Source organism: Hymenobacter nivis (genome assembly GCF_006439025.1).
In the GTDB taxonomy this organism is placed as follows: domain Bacteria; phylum Bacteroidota; class Bacteroidia; order Cytophagales; family Hymenobacteraceae; genus Hymenobacter; species Hymenobacter nivis_A.
Genome location: NZ_RCYZ01000003.1, coordinates 12887 through 34669, shown reverse-complemented (window position 1 = coordinate 34669; position 21783 = coordinate 12887). Strand labels below are relative to the sequence as shown.

Below are 21783 nucleotides of genomic sequence, written 5' to 3'. Positions count from 1 at the left end.
GCTACGAGCTGAATGTGCGCACAAAGGCCTTCATGGTGGCGCACTCGGTGCCAGCGGCCGGGCCGTGGGGCCGGATGGTGTAGGGCCCCACGGCCGCCGGCACGATGAACGTTTCGGCGTAGTGCACCACGAACGGCGCGAAGGCCCCGGTGGGGCTTTCCACTACGGCCTCGGCGCCCTGCACCAGGTTGAGCACGTTCACGCCGCCGCGGGTGTCGTGCGGTACGGGGCCCCGGAACCAGTGGCGGCGCGTCTCGATGAATTCGCGCTCGTGCAGGCCGGTGCGCTCCTCGCGCCAGTCCGCGCCGCTGGCCAGGGGCTCGAAGCGGTTGACGAGGTGGGCCGCCACCCAGGCCGTGGTCCGGTCGGGCTGGATATTGGCGGCGCCGTGGGCCAGGTGGATGGGGCGGGGCCGGCCGTCGAGGCCCAGGCGGGCCCAGTCCCAGAGCTTGAAGGTGAAAATGTAGGGCGTGGCCGAAATCTCCAGCACCAGGCTGCCCGCCCCCGCGCAGTGCACGGTGCCGGCCGGAATCAGAAAATGGTCGTGCTGTCGCGCCGGAAACTCGTTGATGTACGCGGCCGCCGGAAACGGTGCCGCCGGGTCATCCTGGGCCCGTGCCAAATCGCCCAGCATGGCCTGGTAGTCAACGCCTTCCTTCAGGCCCAGGTGCACCGTGGCCCCCGGCTCGGCGGCCAGCAGGTAGTAGCTTTCGTCCTGGGTGTAGGCCAGGCCGAACTGGTCCTGCGCGTATTCGGTGAGCGGGTGCACTTGCAGCGACAGGTTGCCGCCCCCCACGGTGTCGAGGAAGTCGAAGCGGATGGGAAACTCGGTGCCGAAGCGGCCGTGCACCGCCTCGCCCAGCAGCTCGCGCGGGTGCGCAAAAACGAGGTCGAGGCTCGGGATTTCGACCCGCACGTCGCCGAAGCCCAGCAGCAGCGAGTTCTCCTCGGGCACGCAGTCGAAGCCCCAGGCGTAGTTGGCCGGGCCGTCGGGCAGGCCGCACACCTCCCGCAGGAGTTGCCCACCCCAGGGCCCCGGGTCGAAAAACGGTACCACCCGGAACGGGCGCCGCGCCGCCGCCGCCAGCCCGGCCCGCAGGTCGGCCCCGGTGATGAGCTTGGGAGCGGCCGGATCGTGGGCGTCGAGCAGAAAGTCGGCGCGGGGCAGGGCCTGCTTCTTCAGGCGGTCGGCGGCCCGCCAGTCCACAAAGTAGGCGCGCTTGTACTTCAGGCTGGCTTTTTCGGCGAAGTTGTCGCTGCCCAGGTTGGCCACTTCGCCCCGGCGCTGGCGCTGCTGAATTTCCCAGCGCGCCAGGTCGGCGTACACCAGCACGGCGGGGGCGGGGCAGACCAGCGTGGCCCCGGTGCCCAGCACCACCACCAGCCCGGTGGCCCGGGCCAGCTCCTGCTGCGCAGCGCGCAGCCGCTCCGGGTCAAAGAAATCGGCCACCGTCAGGCCGTTGAACCGGCCAAACACCGGGTCGTCGGTCAGCGGGCCCGCCACCAGGGCGTCTACCTCGGCGGGCGAGCGGTACAGCTCGTCGGCCACCACGCACTGCGCGGCGGGCAGGGCCCCCACCAGCTCGCGCCGGAGCAGGGCCAGGTCGGTGCCGGGGTAGCACTCCACGGCCAGCACCTGCGGCTGGCCGGGGGGGGCGGGGGCCCTCGCCAGGGCCGCCCGCAGGGCCCCGGCAATGGCCGGCCAGCCCACCTGGCAGGCATCGGCCGGTGCCGCCACGGGCACAAACGGGAATCGGTCGTAGCTGGAGGGACGCATGCGGCGGCGGAAAAAAGGCGGTGGCAGAAAGGCGCGGTGGCCGCTTCGGAGCGGGCTCGGGACTGCAAATATTGGAGTTTAAATGTTTGCTTTGGCATAAAACGAGCAAAATAGTTGTTTATTTTATATAAAAGTGTGCTTTACTTTGCCAGTAGGTTACCATTGCCCGTGCGGGCGGGCTGGCCTCGGCTTTGCTGGCCGGGGCCCTATTTCCCTTGTTCTATATGATGCTGATTGCAGACGGCGGCTCGACCAAAACCACCTGGTGCCTGGTCGACGCCCAGGGCACGCGCTCGTTTTTCGACACCGAGGGCTACAACCCCGAGTTCATCGGCACGGCCGGCATCGTTGCCTCGCTGCGCCGCAGCCTGCCGGCCGCGCTGGCCCTGCCCGCCGTGGCGCAGGTGCACTACTACGGGGCCAGCGTGGTGTCGGCGGGCCAGGTGGCCACCGTGGCCGATGGCATGCAGGCCGTGTTTGGGCAGGCCCGCGTGCACGTGGGCCACGACCTGCTGGCCGCGGCCCGGGCGCTGCTGGGCCGGGGCCCCGGCTTCGCCGCCATCTTGGGCACAGGCACTAACTCGTGCCTCTACGACGGCCAGCGCATCACGCACAACGTGGATTCGCTGGGCTATTTTCTGGGCGACGAGGGCAGCGGCGCGTTCATCGGCAAGCGGCTGCTGCGCGACTACCTGCGCGGCCTGCTCCCGGCGGATTTGCAGGCGGCCTTCCGCGCTGCCTACAGCCTGGACCGGGACGAGATTCTCGACCGGCTCTATAACCAGCCTTTCCCGAACCGCTTCGTGGCCAGCTTCGCCAAGTTTGCCTCCGACCACAGCAGCACGAGCTATTGCCAGGCCCTGGTGAAGGACTCGTTCGAGGCGTTTTTTCAGCACATTATCGCCAAGTACCCGGGCTACCAAAGCCAGACTTTCAACTGCGTGGGCTCGGTGGGCTACCACTTCCGCGAAGCCCTGGCCGAGGTGGCGGCGGCGCACGGCATGGCCGTGGGCACCATCATCCGCTCGCCCATTGAGGGCCTGGTGGCCTACCATTTGGAAAACGCCGGGTGAGTGGTTTAGAACGGGCCCCTCAGCGCCGCCTGGGGGCCCTGCCTGCCAACTGCACTGATTCCTAATTCTTTCCAGATTTACATGAAGCAAGCGTTTAAATGGGGCCTGGTGCCGCTGGTGGCCCTGCTCGCCGCGCCCGGCGCGGGGGCCCAAACCGGGCCCGGCGTGCTGCGGTACGCGCAGCCCAACGTGGGCACGGCGCACAGCCGCTGGTTTTTTTACACCCCCGCCGCCGTGCCCTACGGCATGGCCAAGCTGGCCCCCTCCACCAACGGGCACTACGGCAACGCCTCGGGCTGGGAGGCCGTGGGCTACGACACCCGGCAGAACTCCATCGAGGGCTTCGTGCACTTCCACGAGTGGCAGGTGGGCGGCGTGAGCTTCATGCCCACCACCGGGGCCCTGCGCGTGACGCCCGGCGAACTGGACGGCCCGGACACCGGCTACCGCTCGCCCTTCGACCGCAAAAACCAGGTGGCCGAGCCCGGCTATTACAAGGTATTGCTTGATAAGTACCGCATCACGGCCGAGCTGACGGCCACCAAGCGGGTGGGCTTCCACCGCTACACGTTCCCAAAAAGCGACCAAGCGCGCATCCTGCTCGACATCGGCAACAAGCAGGGCGAAAGCAGCGAGGTAACCGACGCCAGCGTGCAGATGCTGGACGCCACGCACTTTGCGGGCTTCGTCACCACTTCGCCCAAATACGTGCAGACCTACGACCCCGGCGGGCGGGTGGCCATGTACTTCTACGGGGAGCTGAGTAAAAAACCGGCCAGCGTCGGCGCGTTTGGGGCCGGCGGCGTGCAGGAAAATACCACCGCCGCCAAGGGCCCCGGGGCCGGGCTGTTCCTCACGTACCGCACCACGGACAAGGACCGGGTAGAAATCAAGGTTGGCCTTTCCTACACCTCCACGGCCAACGCGAAAGCCAACTTGCTGGCCGAGGCGCGCCAGCTGACCTTTGACCAGGCCAAGGCCCAGGCGCAGGCCACCTGGCAGCGCGAGCTGGGCAAGCTGGCCGTGGAGGGCCCCGACGAGGCCAGCAAGGTCAAGTTCTACACCGGCCTGTTTCATGCCCTGCTGGGCCGCGGCATTGCCAGCGACGTGAGCGGGGCCTACCCCAAGCACGGCGGCCAGGCCGGGCAGCTGCCGGCCGCGGGCCCCGGTAAGGCCCGGCCCGAGTTCCTGAACACCGACGCCATCTGGGGCGGCTACTGGAACCTGACGCAGCTCTGGGCCCTGGCCTACCCCGAGTGGTACGGCAACTTTGTGAACACGCAACTACAAGTTTACCAAGACAAAGGCTGGTTCGGCGACGGCCTGGCCAACAGTGAGTACGTGTCGGGGGTGGGTACCAACTTTGTGGGGCTGGCCGTGGCCGGGGCCTACCAGGCCGGCATCCGCAACTACGACGTGGGCCTGGCCTACCGGGCGGTGAAAGCCAACGAGCTGAACTGGCAGCACCGGGCCTTCGGCTCGGGCAAGATGGACGTGAAGGCCTTTGCGCAGCTGGGCTACGTGCCCTTCAAGGACGAGTACAAGGTGCAGAACGGGGTGTACTACAAAACCGACTCCACGGGGTCCTACTTCGCGGCGTCGCACACGCTGGAGTACAGCTTCAGCGCCTTTGCCGCCGCCCAAATGGCCAAGTCGCTGGGCAAGCCGGCCGATTATAAGGCCCTGCTGAAGCTCAGCAACGGCTGGCGGGCGCTGTTCAACCCCCAAAACAAGCTCATGCAGCCCAAAAAGGCCGACGGTACCTTCGTTGACCATTTCGACCCCTACGAGCCGTGGCGGGGCTTCCAGGAGGGCAACGCCGTGCAGTACACCTTCTTTGTGCCCCAAAACCCGGCCGCCCTCATCGCCGCCATCGGCCCGCGCCAGTTCACCAGCCGGCTCGACAGCATTTTCACCGCTTCGGCGAAAAACAGCTTCGGCGGGGGCAAGGAGATTGACGCCTTTGCGGGCATCAAGGCCATTTACAACCACGGCAACCAGCCCAACCTGCACATCAGCTGGCTCTTCAACTTCGCCGGCCAGCCCTGGCTCACCCAGAAGTGGACGCGCGCGATTTGCGACGAGTTCTACGGCACCGAGCCCATCCATGGCTACGGCTACGGGCAGGACGAGGACCAGGGCCAGCTCGGCTCGTGGTACGTGATGGCCGCCCTGGGCCTGTTCGACGTGAAGGGCTTCACCGATGCGCGGCCCATTGTGGAGCTTGGCAGCCCCATTTTCAGCAAGGCCACCATCCGGCTGGGGGCCCAAAAAAACCTGGTCATCGAGGCCAAAAACACCGCCAAGGCCAACGTGTACGTGCAGGCCGCCACGTTCAACGGCCGGCCACTGGCCAACTGCTGGCTCTACCGCGACGAGCTGATGCGGGGCGGCCGGCTGGTGTTCACCATGGGCCCCCAGCCCAACAAAGCCTGGGGCGCGCGCACCCCGCCGCCCTCGGCCCAGTAATGGGAGTAGGGGCCCCTGGCCGCGGCCGCTGGGCTTCGGCCTGTTCCAAAGTGCTCCCCGCCCGGTTTGTGTGCCTCGCCGGGGGGGCCACACCGGGGCAGCTGGGGGCCCCAGGCGAAGCAGCGGGGAAGGCAACGGCCCCGGTTGCCGTGCGGCTTGGCTGCTGCTGGGGCCGCCGGCTCAGTTCCTGGGGCCGAATAAGTAGGCGGCCGATACTTGGAAGCCCCGGTTGCGGATGACGGGTGCCTCGTAGGGGTTGCCGGCGTTAGGGGCGTAGGCCGCGCCGATGTTGTGCAGGCCTAGGCTAAAGCTGGCTTGCACCTGGAGCGCGGCGAAGCCGTAGCCCACGCCTATTTGCGCGCCGGCGTCGAGCTGCCGGATGTAATAGGTGCTGTTTTTTGAGTAAGTATCGCCAGGTTTCACGTCGCCCGAGGAGGTGGCACCGCCCGAAACCGATGTGCCCCGGCCTGAGCCCGTGCTACTGGTGTACGTGCCGCCCAACAGCCAGCCCACGTAGGGCCCCACAAATACCTGCCCGCCGCGCCCGTTCGGGCGCTGGCTGTAGAGCAGGTTCACGGGCACCGTAATGTAGTTGAGCTTCAGGGCGTATTCCTGCTTGTAGCTGTAATTGTTGGGCTGGTAGTAGGAGGAGGTGCCGTAGCCCGGGGCCTTGCGGGTGTAGAGCACCGCTGGCTGCAACGCAAAATGGTTGCCGAAGCCCACCTGCGCTACCACGCCGGCTTCGAAGCCGCTTCCGTACGTGCTAGGGGTGGAAAAGTAATCTGGATAATCGGCAACGGTGAAGCTGGCCGACGAGAGGGTGTAGCCTATTTTTGGGCCGATGCCGAAGGTGGTTTGCGCCTGGGCTTGGGAGGTAGCTAAAGCCAGGCCGCTGGCGGCTAGCAACGAGATAAAAATTTGTTTCATAGGGAGGGGAAATGTAAGCTGGGGCCCCGGCCCGCCGCAGTGCTGCCGCCGCGGCTTGTGTAGCTGCCAGTGCGGGGGCGAAGGACGGCGCCTGGCCGCATGAAAGCTAGCCATGGAAATAAAAAAGGCCCTTGCAGTAATGCGAGGGCCTTTTTATTAGTCCGTAAGGGAGGGCGTGATTCAATCGGTCCTGCCAGAACCCACCGTCTGATGCGTGGCGTGAGCTTCGTCGATGCACCGGCCGCCGATGGGGCGTTGGTGGCACGACGATGTTTTACTAGGGTTGTACCCGGGTTTTACTGTGGGTGCGCTGGCACCACTTGAGCCGCAGCACCACGCCGATGTGCGAGCCGTGGAGGTAGTACCAAATGAATTAAGTGGTGCGGGCCAGGTGCTGCTGGGGCGGGAGTGGGGCGGTGGTCAGCGCCAGCAGCTCAGCTTCGGTGAGCCACGCCTTTTCTGAGACCGGGGTGGTCGTAGTATGTGAGGTGGTCGGCGTGGCGCGGCTTAGTTCGCGCCAGTACTCTTACTCGCCCCGGTGCTGCCTGTGGTGGAGGTACCCGCGGGGCTGTTGCCCATCGTAGCACCGGTGTTGGAGGTGCCGCTGCTGCCGGTGCCACCGCCGTTCATGCTATTGCCGGTGTCCGTGCCGTCCATGCTGGCATTTCCCGTGCCGCCGGTGGGCACGCCCATCGCACCGCCCGCGGTCGAGTCGGCCAGGCCACCTACTTTGCCCGCATTCGATTCAACGCCCAGCGTACTGGTCGGGGTACTCGTGCTGTTTTCGCTGCCACCGCAACTGCTAAGGGATAGGCCACCCAGCAGCAAAGCCGCTAGGGGTAAAAAGAAATGAGAAGGCCGCATGGAAATGAAAAGGAAAGGGTAGGAGCACAATTGCTACCTGAGTATACGGTAAGTAGTCAGTGTAAGTAGTCCATCCGCACAGCGGGAAAACACTAATTTTTCAACCCCGTCGGGCCTGTGCACGGCCAAGCCAGTCACGCGTCCGTTAGCAACCGCCTATACGCAGCGTAGTCTTCCAGCGGTGCTGCGCTGCTGAAGCTGCGTAGCCGCACCAGCGCCTGGGCCAGCGCGTCGTAGCACAGTTCCGCGAACAAGCAGCCAACCGTCAGCGTGTCAAACGCCGCGCCGTAGGTGCCCAGGGAAACCCCGAGTTGGGGGTAAGCGCGGGCTGCGGTTGCGCGGTCCCCTGCAGGGGAAGGGGCAACCGCAAAGCGCTGGCGTTTAACAACGGCCAGAAGCGGGGCGCGGCAAGTATGGGCAGAATGGACTAAAGCGTAACAAGCGGGAGGGGGCGCAAGGTAGCGCCGCGAGGGAGGCCCAGGATTGCACCGCTTCCCGTAAGCAAAAGCCTTATTTTTCTTCCCCCGCTTGGTGCCGCCCCGCGTCTTGGGGCCATGTAACGCGCCGCTAGCTGGCCAGGGCCTTAAGCAGCTTGTCGGGGGTGAGGGGCAACGAGCGTAGCCGCTGTCCCGTGGCGTGGAACACGGCGTTGGTGATGGCCGCGGGCGTACCGACGCAGCCAATCTCGCCGATGCCGCGGGCCCCCAGCGCGCTGATGTGCGGATCGGGGATGTTGAGCGCCTCTGCGATGATGTCGGGCGTGTCGGCCATGCTGGGCACGTGGTAATCGGCTAGGTTGCGCACCACGGCGCGGCCGTTGCGGGCGTCGTAGTGAGTGGCTTCCATGAGGGCGGCGCCCAGGCCCATAGCCATGCCGCCGATGAATTGCGAGTGCGCCGTTTGAGGATTCATTAGCTTACCCACGTCGTACACGGCGCACAACTGCGCCACCCGCACCGAGCCGCTGGCCTCGTCCACGCGCACCTTGGCAAACACCGCCCCGAACGAGTAGAACGAGAACTGCTCACGCTCGTCGCCCGGCTTGGCCGTGCCCTCGGCGCTGATGGAGGGCAGCTTGGCGCGCTGCAAAATGGCGGCGTAGGTTTCGCCCTGGGCGGCGTTGGCCTTGCGCACTAGGCGGCCGTCGCGGGCTTCGATAGCGTCTTCAGTAGCGCCAAAGAGCGGCGATTTCGCATCGCGAATAGCTATTTGTTTAAGAGCGCTCAGGGCCTCCTGGCACGCCGCCGTGGCCGCGGGGCCGATGGTGGCGGTGGTGGCCGAGCCGCCCGTGGTGGGCGCCTTCGGCAACGCCGAATCGCCGAGCTCAAACCGCACATTTTCAACGGGCAGGGCCAGCGCGTCGGCGCTGATTTGGCGGAAGATGGTGTAGGCGCCGTTGCCCAGTTCGTGGGTGGCGCTTTGCACCAGAGCGCGGCCATCGGCGAAGAGGGTGGTGCGGGCCGAAGCTTCGCGGCGGGCGGCGGGGTACATGGTGGTAGCCATGCCGTAGCCGATGAGGCTGTTGCCCTCGCGCATTGAGCGGGGCTTGGGGTTGCGGGCCTTCCAGCCGATGAGCTCCTGGCCGCGAGCGTAGCACTCGCGCAGGTGCTTGCTGCTGAAAGGCTTGCCGGTTTCGGGGTTTTTGTCGGCGTAGTTGCGCAGGCGCAGCTCCACGGGGTCGAGGTTGAGCTCGGTGGCCAGTTCGTCGATGGCGCACTCCAGGGCCCAACCACCTACGGTTTCGCCGGGGCCGCGCATGGGGCAGGGCGAGGGCAGGTTGAGGTGCGAGAGGTGGTGCGCAAAGCCGAGGTTGGGCACGGCGTACATCATGCGCGATACCCGGGCACAGGGCTCGGTGTAGCCGCTCACCATCGAGCTTTGGGCCTGCGTATCATGCTGCAAAGCGGTGAGCTTGCCGTCGCGCGTGGCACCTAGGGACAGGGTTTGGCGGGTGGCGCCGCGCTGGCCCGCCGTGCTGAACATGTCCTGCCGCCGCAGCTCGATCTTGACCGGCCGGCCCACCACGCGGGCCGCCATCGCGGTCAATAGCGCCGGGGCGTAGAGCCAGCCTTTCGACCCAAATGCCCCACCAATAAACGGGCAGATGATGTGCACGTTCTCCTTGGGCAAATTCAGCGACGCGGCGAAAACTTCTTGCAGCGTATCGACGCCGCGGGTGGTGTCGTACACCGTCAGGTAGTCCGCCCCGTTGCGCTTCTCCCAGCGCGCGATGGTGGCGAGCTGCTCAATGGGGTTGTGGTGCGTGATGGCCGACTCGTACACCCGCTCCAGCTTCACCGGGGCGGCGGCCAGCGCGGCCTTCGGGTCGCCCACGGTCACTTGCAGCGGCTCCTCCTTGCTGCCCGTGAAGGCCTCGGGCAGGGTTTGGCGGCTGGCGGTGGCGCGGTCCAGCTCGGGCTTGGCTTCGTCGTAGGTGATGCGCACCAGCGTGGCGGCGTAGCGGGCGTGCTCGTGGGTGTCGGCCACCACCACGGCCAGCGGCTGGCCCGCGTACGCGATGGCGGCGTCTTGCAGTGGTTGCAGCGTTTCGGTGATGCCGCCCTCGCCGCGAAACAGCGAGCCGCCCACCTTGTCGGGCATGGGTTGGAGGCGCGGGGCGTTGAGGTAGGTGAGCACCGCCAGCACGCCGGGGGCCTGCTGCGCGGCTTTGACGTCAATAGCGCGCACCTTGCCGCGGGCAATAGCACTCGTGGCGAGCGCGCCGTAGGCGAGGCCCGGCAGGTCCCACTCAGCGGTGTAGCGCGCGCCACCCATCACCTTGAGGCGGCCATCTACGCGGTCGAGCGGTTGCCCAGTAGCTTCGGTTAGCATAAGACTATTTGCTAGTTAATTGGGAGTAGCTACCTGGCCAGCCATGCCGCCCACGCTGGCCGCAAAGGCGGTGCCGGCCGGGCCGGCTAGGGGCTGCAAACCGCTGGTTTCGAGCAGAGCGCGCACCAGTAGGTTGCGGCCCATGGGTATTTTGTAGGCGTTGTGTTCCAGCGGCTTGGCATCGGCAAAGGCAGCGGCGGCGGTGGCTTGAAACAGCTTTTCGGTGGGCCGCTGGCCCGCGAGCAGCGCCTCAGCCGCCGGGGTGCGCCAGGGCTTGTGAGCCACCCCGCCCAGCGCAATACGGGCACGCTTGATTTTGGGGCCGTCCATTTCCAGGGCTACGGCGCACGAGGCGAGGGCGTAGGCGTAGGAGGCGCGCTCGCGCACCTTGAGATAGTGCGAGCGGCCCGCAAATGCGGGCAGGTCAATGCTGGTAATCAGTTCGCCGTGCGCCAGCGTCGTGTCGAGGTGCGGGGTGGTGCCGGGCAGGCGGTGCAGGTCGGTGAAGGCGATGGTGCGGCTACCCTGCGGGCCGGTGGTTTGCACGCGGGCATCGAGGGCGGCGAGGGCCACCGCTAGGTCGCTGGGGTGGGTGGCCACGCAGGCCTCTGAGGCCCCGAACAGCGCGTGCACGTGGTTGTAGCCGCCGATGGCCGCGCAGCCGCTGCCCGGCGTGCGCTTATTGCAGGGCTGGTCCGGGTCGCGGAAGTAAGGGCAGCGGGTGCGCTGCAAGGGGTTGCCGGCCATGGTGGCCATGTTGCGAATCTGCACCGAAGCGCCCGCCAGCAGCGCCTCGCTCACGGCCGGGTAGCGCGCCTGAATGGCGGGGAAGTAAGCCGCCTCGGTGTTAGTCGCATTGGCCCCGATGCGCACGCCGCCTTCAAAGTCTGTTATTTGGCGCAGCGGCAGGCCCGCTACGTCCACCAGCAGGTTGGGCTTGTGCACGCCTTCTTTCAGCAAATCGACCTGCGACGTGCCGCCGGCGATGAAGGCTGCTTCGGGATTTTTGGCTACGGCCGCCACGGCCTGGCCGTTGTTCTCGGCGCGCTGGTATTGGAACGGGTGCATAGGTAGGGGCTAGGGGCGACTAGGCGCGTTGGGCCTCCTCGATGGCGGCGATGATGTTGGGGTAAGCGGCGCAGCGGCAGAGGTTGCCGCTCATGGCTTCGCGAATTTCAACGGCCGAACCGTGGCGTGTGTGCGGGTCGGCGAGCAGCGCAGTGGCCGACATAATCTGGCCGGGCGTGCAGTAGCCGCACTGAAAAGCATCGTGCTTGATGAACGCGGCTTGCATCGGGTGCAGCGTATCGCCCTTGGCCAAGCCCTCGATGGTGGTGATGGCCTTGCCCTGTGCCATCACGGCCAGCGTGAGGCACGAGAGCGCGCTGTGGCCATCGAGGTGCACCGTGCAGGCGCCGCACTGGCCGTGGTCGCAGCCCTTTTTGGTGCCGGTGAGGTGCAGGTTTCCGCGCAGCGCATCGAGCAGCGCCGTGCGTGGATCGAGCTCTAGGCGGTGTTTTTCACCATTGATGTTCAATTCGATGGGTAACATGGCAGCGCGATTTTCGGTGGGAATGGGTCTAGCGGAAATATCCGCCGGCGCGGCGGTTACTACGCTGGGCAACGCCAGCAGCGCCGCCGCCGCCAGCGTGGCCAGCACGAAAGTGCGGCGCGACATGCCGCCAGTTGCCGCTTCAGTATCAACGGCTGCCGTTGTATTGGGGGGCGTCGTTGGTGCGGGGCGCAGGGCTTCAAGCGCCGCTAGCACCTGACCGGCTCGCAGCTCCTGGCCAGGCTCGACTATCGTTTTCCAGCGCAGTATACCCTCTTCATCGAGCAGTAGCAGCGCCCGTTGCCCCGCCGCGCCCAACTGCGCCGCCAACTCGCCGCGGCAGTCGAGCGCATGCCAAAATTCGGGCGCCGCGTTGGTAAGGGCGTCGTCGCCAAATTCCCGCAGTAAGCGTGCAAAAATCTCGCTTTGGTAGGCCTGGGCCGGGTTCCACGTGCTGGGCGCAAACGCCAGGATGACGGGCCGGCCGCGCAACGCCAGCAGGGGAGTGCCATCGGGTAGCGCGCCGTTCGGGGCCACGTCGCCGGTTTGCAGCGCGGGTACTGGTTGTGGGGTCATGGGGATGGCCGTGCGCGGGGATTGCCGCAGTTTTCGGATCAGGATGCCGTGCGGAGCAAAACCAAAAACCTGGCCGTCAAGTTTCTGATTGCTCGCTTTCCAGCAGCCTTTCAAAAGCAAACCGGTGGTCATCCGCTCGTTGTGGGGCGTCGGCCACGGGTTGGGCCAGATGCGAACAACCGGCAACCAGTGCCTGGCACCCGCACAGCTACTATCCAAATACGTGCTTCCGCTAGCATCGTTGGCGCGCAACGATAAAACCTAGTGCGCTAACCTAGAAACTGCCCCAGTTCTAGCCACGACTATCCGGAGCAAAGTAGCCTCCAGTAAACGGTGTAGAAAAACGGCCCGGAAAACCTGCGTTTTGGGGCCATTTGCGTGGGGTCGGTAGCCATCCAAAATACGGCCCTTTAGTGGGACATAGCCAGCGACTTGCGTTAGAGATTTAAGGTAGCTACCCAGGTGCTGTCTCCCCTCACGCAACGGCTGCTTTGGCTAGCGGCAAGCCTGATGGTTGAGCAGGCGGCCGATGGCCTGGCCCAGGGTAATCTCGCCGTGTACGTAGGGCTGCAAATAGGCGAGAATTTCAACGTCGGGGCCACCGGTAGTCGCCACTTGCTGAGCAAGTATGCGGCGAGCCGTCTGGCAGCGCTGGTACCACTCTTGCTGCTGGCTTAGCGTAAGCCCCTCGGGCAGCGGGTGAAAGGAGGACGGGATATCCATGAAAACAAGGGTGGGGCTAGCTGCGCTGGGATGGCTGTGCACGAAGCCGGGCGTCGGCTTCATCGAGGCTATCTACCAGGCATAAGTCAGGCTTCGGGCCTGTGCAAAGCTGGTGTAGTACCTGTGCCAGCGCGGCCGACACCCCGCAGAGCACCAACTGGGCCCCGCGCTTTTGCAGGCGGTGGTGGCAGGCCCACAGCAGGCGTGCCGCCGTCGGCGACATGGTATTGACCAGCCGGCAATCGACCCACACAGCAGGCTTGCCGCTGCGGGCCGCGCAGCTTAGGTGGTGCGCCAGCTCGAATTCGGAAGCCGTGGCCGAATCAGGAGCCAGCACGAGCACGTAGCTATCGGGCATTATTTCGTGATACACAATAAGCATAGCTAACCAGAACTAGGGGCCCGCGCCAATTAAGAAGGGCCCGCGCCGCTGCCTTGCTAGACAGCGGCGCGGCCACTCAAACAAAATTCGGACTTAAGCGCACACGGCGCCAGCCAGGAACTACTGATTACGGCCTGTTAAAACACCGAAAAATCTTATCCGGGCAAACCCCTACGTAGGACCGAGGCATTTGCATCCCATCGCTTGAGGCACCACTGCATAGCCATTTGCTCAAGCTGGTCGCGCTTCGCCTGCGCGGGCACTACGTAGGCCCACCGCCCGGCGTGGAAATACCCGCAAAATTCCGGCAGAGGTACGGAGCGGCCCGTTAGAGTGGCTAGAGCAGTGTGTCTTGGGGGCTATTAAGTGGCCCGTTTTGCTGGCCTTGGTGCCTGCTAGCCGCTACCACATGCCCATTGTTGCCCACGATCCCGGCGCTCCAGACGGTTCACCCGGCCTGCCCCGTGCCCGGCGGGGTCACGCACTGGCAGTAGTATTTCTGCCCGCTGGAAGGTGCCTGTTCACCCCTTATGCTGCTGGATGGCCAGCTGCTACTCGCGCAGGTGCTGCCTGTCATCCAGCCCGCGGCGGCGGCGCTGCCCGGTAGGTGGACGCCGGTGCCACCAACCCCTGCCTGGCCGTACCAGTAGTGACCCAGGCCAAGGGGGGCGGCATCTGCCGGTGATGTGCCAGGCGGCGAGGCTGCCAACTAGCGCGGGTCGAGGCGCTGGACGGTAGCGTGGACTTTCAGTTTAAGAGTCAGCCTATTGGTTTGTCTCACTAACTAAACGCCTGCGTTACACCAGCAAATACGTACCCTTGTAGTGCGTATTTGCTGGTGTAATAAACAAGAAATCAGTATTTTGTGTTGAAACGATAAGCGTTTAGTCCGCCGTAAGAAGCTAGCTGCCCGGCCCGCCGGGCCGGCTCCTTGCCTATGGTTTTTCCTGCGATTGTCTTTGGAATATTCTTCGGCCTCTACGGCTTGGTGCTGCTGCGGGCGGCGTGGCCCCGGCCCGCGCTGCCGCCGCTGGCGCACTACCCGCGGGTGAGCATTCTAGTAGCGGCGCGCAACGAAGAGGCCACCATCGAGCGGTGCCTGCAGGCGCTGGCCGCCCTCGACTACCCGGCCGAGCAACTCGAAATCCTCATCGGTGACGACGCTTCAACCGACGACACGGCGGCCGTGGTGCGGAGCTTCATTGCCGACAAGCCGCAGTTTCGGCTGCTGCCCATCCAGCACCGGCTGGGCACGGCCCGCGGCAAAAGCAATGTGCTGGCCCACCTCTGCCGCGCTGCTACCACCCACTACTTCCTGCTCACCGATGCCGGCATGGCCCTGCACCCCGGCTGGGTAGCCGCCATGCTGACCGCTGCCCAGCCGGGGGTAGGCGTGGTCACGGGCATTACCACGGCGGGCGGCGGGCTGTTTGGCCGCCTGCAGGGGCTCGACTGGCTGTTTGGCCTCAACCTCGTCCGGGTGCTCACCGACTGCGGCCTGCCCATTACGGCCGTGGGCAACAACATGCTCGTGACGCGAGCGGCCTACGAATCCATCGGGGGCTATGAGGCGCTAGCCTTTAGCATCAGCGAAGACTTGCAGCTTTTTGCCCAAATCGTGGCCCGGGGCTGGCACTGCCGCAACCTCATCGAGCCGCGGGTGCTGGGCGTGTCGGTGCCGCAGCCCACCGTGCGCCACCTGCTGCACCAGCGCAAGCGCTGGATGCGCGGGGCCGGCCGCCTGCCCTGGCAACTGGGAGCGCTGTTCAGCTCCTATGGCGTTTTCTACACGGTGGTGGGCTGGCCGGGGCTGCTGCCCCTGGGTACCATCGGGGCATTGCTGGGGGCCAAAATGCTCTGCCAAAGCCTGTTTTTGGGACTTACGCTGCGGCAGGCCGGGCACCGCGAGCACCTAGGCGTGCTGCTGCTCTACGAGGGCTACCTGCTGGCCATGTCGCTGGCAGTGCTCACTTATACGGCGTGGCCCGGCACCATTCAGTGGAAGGAGCGCCGCTACCACTGGGCCGAAGGCTGAGAAGGGACAAGCAATGGCCAAGGGGCCCAATGAATAATCGCGCATTGGTCTCCTTGGCAACTAGTAGTCAAAATCATTCACTACAAACTTCTTCCCATGGCTGCTACTTCTTCGGCCGGGCGACACCCGGTAGTGACGACGCTGCTCGTCTTGGTGGGCCTGCTGCTGGTGGGCGGCGGCATTGCCTACTTTGCCACCGACCGCGGCAGGGCCCTGCTGCCGACCTTGGAGCAGCCCACGCTCAACATCAGCCACATCACCCGCGAGCAAATCAAGGGGCAATTCTTGGTGAAGCTGCGCAACCACGCGCCCATCGACCTCCACATCGACAGCCTCAGCTACACGGCCCGCGTCGACGGCAAGCAGCTGGCGCAGGGCCAAAAGGCCCGCCCACTGGTGGTGAAAGGCAATGCCCTGGGTAGCCTGGAGCTGCCGCTGGAGCTGAACCTGCCGCAGCTTAAGCAAACGGCCAAAACTGCGCAGCGCGACTGCGTGACGGTGCAGCTGCGTACCATGCTCTACGCCGACCTGCCCGGCGTGGGGCCCCAGCAAATTCCGGTGGAGGTGCGCAAGCGCGTCTACATCCCAAAACTGCCCAAAATCGAGGTCGCCGATGTGGACATCACCAAGCTGGGCCTCAAAAAAGGGGAGGCCGTGGTCACGCTGCGCGTCACGAACTACGAGGCCATCCCTTTCACCGTGAAGCAGGTAAATTATCGCTTCCAGGTAGAAGACGACCTCGATGTGAAAGGCCAGGAAACCAAGGACGTAACCTTTAAAAAGAAGGGCGCCGAGCTGATGCCAATCCACGTAAAGTTTCAGCCCAAGTCCATGCCCAAAGTGCTGTTTAAGACGATTTTTAAGCCCAAGAAAACCGACTACAAACTCACCGGCTCAGCTACCGTGACCGCCGGCCCCGCCAATGCCCGCGATGCTACCATGCAGTTCAACAACAGCGGCACGGTGAAGGAGCTCAAAAAACTGGCCAAGGGCGCTAAGGAGGAGTAAGTATAACTACCTCTCGTCATACTGAGCGGAGCGCAGTCGAAGCATCTCTACCTCAATACTAACTCCTGAAGCTAACAACGAAGCGGTAGAGATGCTGCGCTCCGCTCAGCATGACAACGTCCAAGCTATTTTGTAACTCAACCAATTCCTTTCCAACCCATGCCGCTGCATCCCGAATTAGACAAGAAGCTCAACAAAATCTATGAGCCCAAAACCACCATCGACGACGTGTTTAAGGGCTACGACATCACGTTCACCACCAATGAGCATGGCGAGCCGGTGCTGCTGTTTTTCGGCAAGCGCCGGCCCGACGGCCTCATTGCGGGCGAGCGCTACACGCGCACCATCAAGCGGCAGCCCGGCAGCCTAGAGGTGAAATCCAGTCACTGGGACAACCAGGGTAAAATCAGGGTCTGACGGGGAGATTGGCTACGCCTTTTTGCCCACTGTCCAGCCTTTGCGGGGCACGGGCGCTGGGTCTGGGTTGGGGATGAGGCGGTCGAGCAGCGCGCCCGCCGTGAAGGCATAAATGCCTTTGTGAATCAAGTCGATGGCTTGTTCGTCGCGGGGCCAGGTCCAGGGCAGCGCCCCAGCCCCGGTGGCATTTTCCAGCACTTGGTCGTTGAGCAGGCGCAGGTTCAGAAACAGGAAGGAGCCGATAGGGCCGCGCACCCCGCGCTCGGCCAGCAAGGCGCGGGCGGCACCCAGCACGATGCCCTGGCCCCAGTGCATGGTCCAGTTCAGACCCAGGCGCTCGCTGTCTGGTTTGGGGGGTAGCTTTAGCAGCTTAGCCAGCGTGTGGGCGGGCACGGAGGAGTTGGGGCGCTTGGTGAATAGCTGCTCCAGCTTCTCGGCCAGGGTCATGGCAGCTACGCCGGCCGCGCCGGCGGCCAGCCCATACAGTAGGGTTTTGCCTGTCATAGGGAAGTGGTTTGTTTGGGGAGGTAGAAGAAGGGCTAAGCGGCTTGGGGATGCGTAGTGGTCTGGAGGATAGCCGGTAACAAGTAGAGACGCAAGAATGCGCCTCCACAAGTAGTCGAAGGAAATCAAGCGTTGACCGGCACCAGCGGCGCGGCTACGTCGGCCTGATGCAGCCTTTGTAGCAGCTGCCGCACCTCGGCCGGGCCGGAGGTAAAGTAGCGGGCCAACGAGCGCGGGGCGCTCCCCACTTTGACAGTGTACGCCGCGGGCGGCAGCACTTCAAACAAGTCCTCGTCGGTGCGGTCGTCGCCCAGGGCCAGGATAAAATCGGGGTGCTCGGTGGCCAGCCAGCGGGCCGCGGCCGCGCCTTTGTGCAGGCCGGCGGGCTTGATTTCCAGTACTTTTTTGCCTTCCAGTAATTGCAGGCCGGTGTTGCTGGTCATGAAGGTGAGGTGGCTCAGCAGCTCGCGGGCGCGCAGGGCGGCCAGGCCGGCATCGGCGCGGCGGTAGTGCCAGACCAGCGAGTAGTCCTTTTCCTCAATGAGCGAGCCCGCCGTGCGCCGCACGTACTGCTCGAGCAGGGGCCGAAACTCGCGTTTCCAGGTGGCGGGCAGCTCCTCCTGAAAGAGGTGCCATTCTTCGCCGTGGCGGCGCAGCCATACGCCGTGCTCGGCAATAAAATCGAGGGGTAGGGCCCCCAGCCACTGCTCCAGCGAGGCCCGGTCGCGCCCGCTGATGACCACCACGCGGTTGCGCGGGTCAGCGGTGAGGGCGCGCAGCAAGTCCAGCAGCTCGGCGTCGGGCTGGGCGCGCTGGGGGTTGGGGTGGAAGCGCACCAGCGTGCCGTCGTAGTCGAAGAGCAGCAGCCGGCGCCCGGCGGCCTGGTAGGCGGCTAGCAGCTGGCTGGTGGCTTCGGCATCGAGGGCATCGGTGGCCAGGGTTTGCTGCTTTATCTTGCTGTACGCCAAGCGGTCCATGAATAGCTTGGTCCAGGCAAAGACATCATATTGGCGCACCAGCTCTTGCAGGTGGCGCAGGCGTTGGCACTGCTCGTCTGCAGGCATGGTCAGGGCCTGGTGCAGGGCCCCCACCAGCTGGTCGGTGTGGGTGGGGTTGATGAGGAGGGCATCGGACAGCTCCTGCGCCGCGCCGGCCCGGTCGCTGAGGATGAGCACGCCCGGCCGGTCCCCTTTGCTGGCGATAAACTCCTTGGCTACCAGGTTCATGCCGTCGCGCACGGGCGTCACCAGCGCCACGTCGGCCAGGTGGTAGAAGGCCACCAGCTCCTCGAAAGGAAACGAGCGATAGAAGTAGTTAATCGGGTTCCAGGTGATGGTGCGGTACTGGGCATTGATGCGCCCCACCAGCTCGTCGATTTCCTCCTTGAGGGCCGCGTATTGGGCCACCTGGTCGCGCGAGGGCACCACGACCATCAGCAGGCTGACCTGGCCCACCCACTCGGGGTGCGCCACCAGCAAGCCCTCCAACGCGTGCAAGCGCTGGGCGATGCCTTTGGTGTAATCGAGCCGGTCGATGGAGAGAATTACTCGCGCCTCGCCCAGTACCTCGCGGTAGGTGCGCTCGTAGCCCTGCGCGGCCTCGCTCACCGCGGCCTGGGCGTAGCGCTCGTAGTCGATGCCCATCGGAAAGGCATCAACCAGGATGGTGCGCTCGGGCGTTTCGACCTGCCCATTCTGGGTGGGTAGGCCCAGCAGGTGCGCCACCGCGCTCAGAAAGTGGTGCATGTAGCCAAAGGTGTGAAAACCAATGAGGTCGGCGCCCAGCATGCCGCGCAGCAGCTCGGGGCCCCAGGGCAGCACCCGCACCAATTCGTAGCTCGGAAACGGGATGTGCAGGAAGAAGCCGATGGTGGCGTTGGGCCGCGCGCGGCGCAGCAGCTCGGGCAGCAGCAGCAGCTGGTAGTCGTGCACCCAAATGGTGTCCTCCGGCCCGGCCAGGGCCAGCACGGCCTGGCAAAACTTCTCGTTCACGGCCCGGTAAGCTTCCCAGTGCGCCGGCACGTAGGTGGCAAACTCGCTGAAGTAGTGGAAGGTAGGCCACAAGGTGCCGTTGCTGAATCCCTCGTAGTAGTCGCGGATTTCGGCTTCGGTCAGGAACACGGGCGCCATGCTGTCGTCGGCCAGCCGCGCGGTCACTTGCGCCTGCTCGGCGGGGTCTTCGACGAACAGGCCCGGCCAGCCGACCCACACGTTGCCATCGGCCCGGTAGATGGAGCCCAGGCCGGTGGCCAGCCCGCCCTCGCTGGGCTGGAAGTGCAGGCCGTCGGCGGCGCGTTGCACCTTAGTGGGCAGGCGGTTGGAAATAATAATGGTTCTGGACATACTGGCTTGCCCCCTAAAAGCCCCACCCCGGCAGGGTAAAGCGCTGGCCCTTGGCGAGCAGGTGCAGCCGCAGGTCGCGGATGGAAAAGACCTCGCCGGGCTCAATGTCATAAATGGTGTTTTCGGTGTAGTCGTGGCCGTCGAGCAATACCACGATGCCGTTGCCGAGCACCTCCAGCTCGCGGCCTTTGGTGACGAGCACGGCGGTGTCTTCCTCCAGCCCCAGGCCGATGCAGCCGGGGTTGGTGGCAATAATCTGGGCCATGCGCACGATGCGTCCGCGCTTGATAAAGTGCGTGTCGACGGCCACGTCGCGCAGCAGCTGCAAGCCCGTCGTGACGTGGATTTCATCCTTGAGAAAGCCCGCGTCGTTGCGCCCCTGGTATATCATGGGCGTGCTCATGGCGGCCGCCCCGGCACTGGTACCCGCGATGATGATGGGCTCGTGCAGGTAGCGCTGGCCGAGGCGGGCCAGCGCGGCGGTGCCACCGAGCAGGGCCGTGAGCCGCAGCTGGTCGCCGCCCGTGAAGAGTACCCCATCAGCCCGGTTGAAGAGGTCGAGCGCCTCGGGGCCGTTGGCTTGTTCGCGGCTCTGGAGGTGGAGCACCTCCACGTGCGCCACACCCAGGGTGTTAAACAGGTCCACGTAGTCCTTGGCGGCTTCGGCGGGCTCTTCCGAGGCGGTGGGGATGACGAGGATGGTGCCGTTGGCGGGCAACTCATCGACGAAGCGCTGGAGAATAAAATCGGCCGACATGTCGGGGCCGGCGCCGGGCTGGCCCGCCGCCTCGCGCTGTTCGTGGCCGCCAATAAGGAGCAGGCGGCCTTTGGGAGGAGAAGGATGGGAAGGCATTTTGGGCTTATTCGTCTTGGTAAATGGCGATGTAAGGCGCGGCCTCGCCCACGCGGTAGGCCCGGCGCATTACGTTGGTATTAAACTCGATAGCCACGCGCCCCTGCGGGTCGAGGGCGATGAAGCCCTTGTCGCCCTTCAGCTTATCGTCGTGCAGACGCAGGGCGGCCTGGCAGGCTTCGGCGAGGGGCAGGCCCTGGTATTTGACCAGCGCGCACACCTCGTGGGCCAGCGCGCCGCGCAGGATTACCTCGCCATCGCCGGTGCACGACACGGCGCAACTATCGTTGCTGGCGTAGGTGCCGCCGCCCAGCACGGGGCTGTCGCCCACGCGGCCTTTGGCCTGGCCCTCGATGCCGCCGGTGCTGGTGGCCACGGCCAGGTTGCCGGCCTGGTCGAGGGCCACCGCGCCCACCGTATCGTGCCCGGCCAGCTGGTTCGATTCCTGCTGGGCTAGCGCCAGCCACTGCTGGCGGGTTTTATCGGTTTGGAAATAGCTGGGCGCGGCCAGCGGCAGGCCGCATGCGAGGGCAAACTCCAGGGCCCCGTCGCCTGCCAAAAAGGCGTGCGGGCTGCGCTCCAGCACGGCGCGGGCCAGGCCGATGGGGTGCTGCACGTAGCGCACGCCCGTTACGGCGCCGGCTTGCAGCGTGCGGCCATCCATGATGGCGGCGTCCATTTCGGCTTCGCCCTGGCGAGTGAGGCTGCTGCCGCGCCCGGCGTTGAAGTGGGGGTTGTCTTCGAGGCTGCGCACGGCGGCCTCCACCGCGTCGAGGGCGGTGCCGCCCCGGTTGAGAATGAGCCAGCCGGCGTGCAGGGCTTTGCCCAGGCCCACGCGCTGAAAAGCGGCTTCTTCCTCGCTCAGCTCGCCGGGTTTCATCGTCAGGGCCCCGCCGTGGATAGCTATGGCGTACAAGGTCATACGTAGCCAATGGGGGTAAGCTGCCACAGCTGCCCGCCGCCTTCGGGCAGGCACTGCAAGCGGAAATAGCCACGCAGCAGCTGGCCGCTGAAATTGAGCCGCAGCAAGCCCTCGTCGAGGTCAGCGCGCAGGTCGGCGCGCGTGTCGGGGTGGGCCGGGACTAGCCGGCAAGGGCCGGTATCGAGGCAGGTAAGCGCGCTGGCCGGGCCGGCGGTGGGCAGCCGCCACAGCAGCATGGGGCGTTTGGCCAGGTGCTTAAGGGGCAGCGGCACCACCCAGTGGGCCAGGCAGCCCCAGGCATCTTCGAGCGATAGTTGGTGGAAAGCAGAAGTGATTTGCGAACGACTCACTTGGAAGGAGGGCTCGGGATGGGCGGGCGATAGGCTGGCCCTCGCCGCAGCAAGAACAAGGCTCATGGGGTAGAGATAGAGAGTGGGAACCTAGGGAATTGAACGGCTAGCTCGCTGCCCAAAGCGAAGCCAAAAACACGGATTTTACCGCGTAAATACCCCTCCGTATTATCCGTA

General features: G+C 65.2%; 18 protein-coding genes. 5 read left to right on the top strand and 13 right to left on the bottom strand.

The features are described 5' to 3' along the window. Position 1: 1 nt before the first annotated feature. Positions 2–1777, bottom strand: a complete 1776-nt coding sequence (locus tag EAH73_RS08070) for a class I mannose-6-phosphate isomerase (protein WP_140465992.1) — start codon at positions 1775–1777, stop codon at positions 2–4. 224 nt (positions 1778–2001) lie between these two features. On the opposite strand from EAH73_RS08070, the gene EAH73_RS08065 reads away from it, so the two are divergent. Beyond that, a complete protein-coding gene (locus EAH73_RS08065) occupies positions 2002–2850 on the top strand; it encodes an N-acetylglucosamine kinase (RefSeq protein WP_140465991.1) in 849 nt (282 codons plus the stop codon). Between the two features lie 81 nt (positions 2851–2931). Continuing rightward, a complete protein-coding gene (locus tag EAH73_RS08060) occupies positions 2932–5319 on the top strand; it encodes a GH92 family glycosyl hydrolase (protein ID WP_140465990.1) in 2388 nt (795 codons plus the stop codon). 180 nt (positions 5320–5499) lie between these two features. On the opposite strand, the gene EAH73_RS08055 is transcribed toward EAH73_RS08060, so the two are convergent. The 7 genes from EAH73_RS08055 to EAH73_RS08025 all read right to left on the bottom strand — a co-directional run bounded on the left by EAH73_RS08055 (position 5500) and on the right by EAH73_RS08025 (position 13175). Then, positions 5500–6246 carry a porin family protein gene (locus EAH73_RS08055; RefSeq protein WP_161599478.1) on the bottom strand — a complete coding sequence of 249 codons (747 nt, stop codon included), beginning with the start codon at positions 6244–6246 and terminating at the stop codon, positions 5500–5502. Positions 6247–6753: 507 nt separating this feature from the next. Next, on the bottom strand, positions 6754–7110 hold the full coding sequence (locus tag EAH73_RS08050; protein ID WP_140465988.1) for a hypothetical protein: 357 nt from the start codon (positions 7108–7110) through the stop codon (positions 6754–6756). Positions 7111–7677: 567 nt separating this feature from the next. Continuing rightward, the gene (locus EAH73_RS08045; protein ID WP_140465987.1) at positions 7678–9942 is read right to left on the bottom strand and encodes a xanthine dehydrogenase family protein molybdopterin-binding subunit; all 2265 of its coding nucleotides are present in this window, start codon (positions 9940–9942) and stop codon (positions 7678–7680) included. Positions 9943–9957: 15 nt separating this feature from the next. Next, positions 9958–11010 (bottom strand): FAD binding domain-containing protein, encoded by a 1053-nt coding sequence (locus tag EAH73_RS08040; protein ID WP_140465986.1) that lies wholly within the window; start codon positions 11008–11010, stop codon positions 9958–9960. Positions 11011–11029: 19 nt separating this feature from the next. Then, complete coding sequence (locus tag EAH73_RS24015) at positions 11030–11620, bottom strand: (2Fe-2S)-binding protein (RefSeq protein ID WP_140466406.1); 591 nt, start codon at positions 11618–11620, stop codon at positions 11030–11032. Between the two features lie 945 nt (positions 11621–12565). Next, entirely contained in the window at positions 12566–12793 is a 228-nt protein-coding gene (locus EAH73_RS08030) for a hypothetical protein (protein WP_140465985.1), read from the bottom strand. A 16-nt stretch (positions 12794–12809) separates the two neighbouring features. Beyond that, complete coding sequence (locus EAH73_RS08025; RefSeq protein WP_161599477.1) at positions 12810–13175, bottom strand: STAS domain-containing protein; 366 nt, start codon at positions 13173–13175, stop codon at positions 12810–12812. A 937-nt stretch (positions 13176–14112) separates the two neighbouring features. Here EAH73_RS08025 and EAH73_RS08020 point away from each other — a divergent pair. From EAH73_RS08020 to EAH73_RS08010, 3 genes are all read left to right on the top strand, one after another. Continuing rightward, positions 14113–15210, top strand: a complete 1098-nt coding sequence (locus tag EAH73_RS08020; RefSeq protein ID WP_140465983.1) for a glycosyltransferase — start codon at positions 14113–14115, stop codon at positions 15208–15210. 96 nt (positions 15211–15306) lie between these two features. Continuing rightward, complete coding sequence (locus tag EAH73_RS08015) at positions 15307–16218, top strand: LEA type 2 family protein (protein ID WP_140465982.1); 912 nt, start codon at positions 15307–15309, stop codon at positions 16216–16218. Between the two features lie 159 nt (positions 16219–16377). Next, a complete protein-coding gene (locus tag EAH73_RS08010) occupies positions 16378–16635 on the top strand; it encodes a hypothetical protein (protein ID WP_140465981.1) in 258 nt (85 codons plus the stop codon). A gap of 12 nt (positions 16636–16647) precedes the next feature. Here the strand turns inward: EAH73_RS08010 and EAH73_RS08005 are convergent, their stop codons facing one another. The 5 genes from EAH73_RS08005 to EAH73_RS07985 all read right to left on the bottom strand — a co-directional run bounded on the left by EAH73_RS08005 (position 16648) and on the right by EAH73_RS07985 (position 21672). Continuing rightward, a complete protein-coding gene (locus EAH73_RS08005) occupies positions 16648–17139 on the bottom strand; it encodes a hypothetical protein (protein WP_193560195.1) in 492 nt (163 codons plus the stop codon). A gap of 125 nt (positions 17140–17264) precedes the next feature. Next, a complete protein-coding gene (locus tag EAH73_RS08000; protein ID WP_140465980.1) occupies positions 17265–19481 on the bottom strand; it encodes a bifunctional alpha,alpha-trehalose-phosphate synthase (UDP-forming)/trehalose-phosphatase in 2217 nt (738 codons plus the stop codon). Positions 19482–19494: 13 nt separating this feature from the next. After that, positions 19495–20334, bottom strand: a complete 840-nt coding sequence (locus tag EAH73_RS07995; RefSeq protein ID WP_140465979.1) for a cyanophycinase — start codon at positions 20332–20334, stop codon at positions 19495–19497. A 7-nt stretch (positions 20335–20341) separates the two neighbouring features. Continuing rightward, entirely contained in the window at positions 20342–21256 is a 915-nt protein-coding gene (locus EAH73_RS07990) for an isoaspartyl peptidase/L-asparaginase family protein (RefSeq protein ID WP_240047183.1), read from the bottom strand. Further along, positions 21253–21672, bottom strand: coding sequence for a hypothetical protein (locus EAH73_RS07985; protein ID WP_140465978.1), 420 nt, complete (start codon positions 21670–21672; stop codon positions 21253–21255). The genes EAH73_RS07990 and EAH73_RS07985 overlap by 4 nt, the downstream gene beginning before the upstream one ends. Positions 21673–21783: the final 111 nt, after the last annotated feature.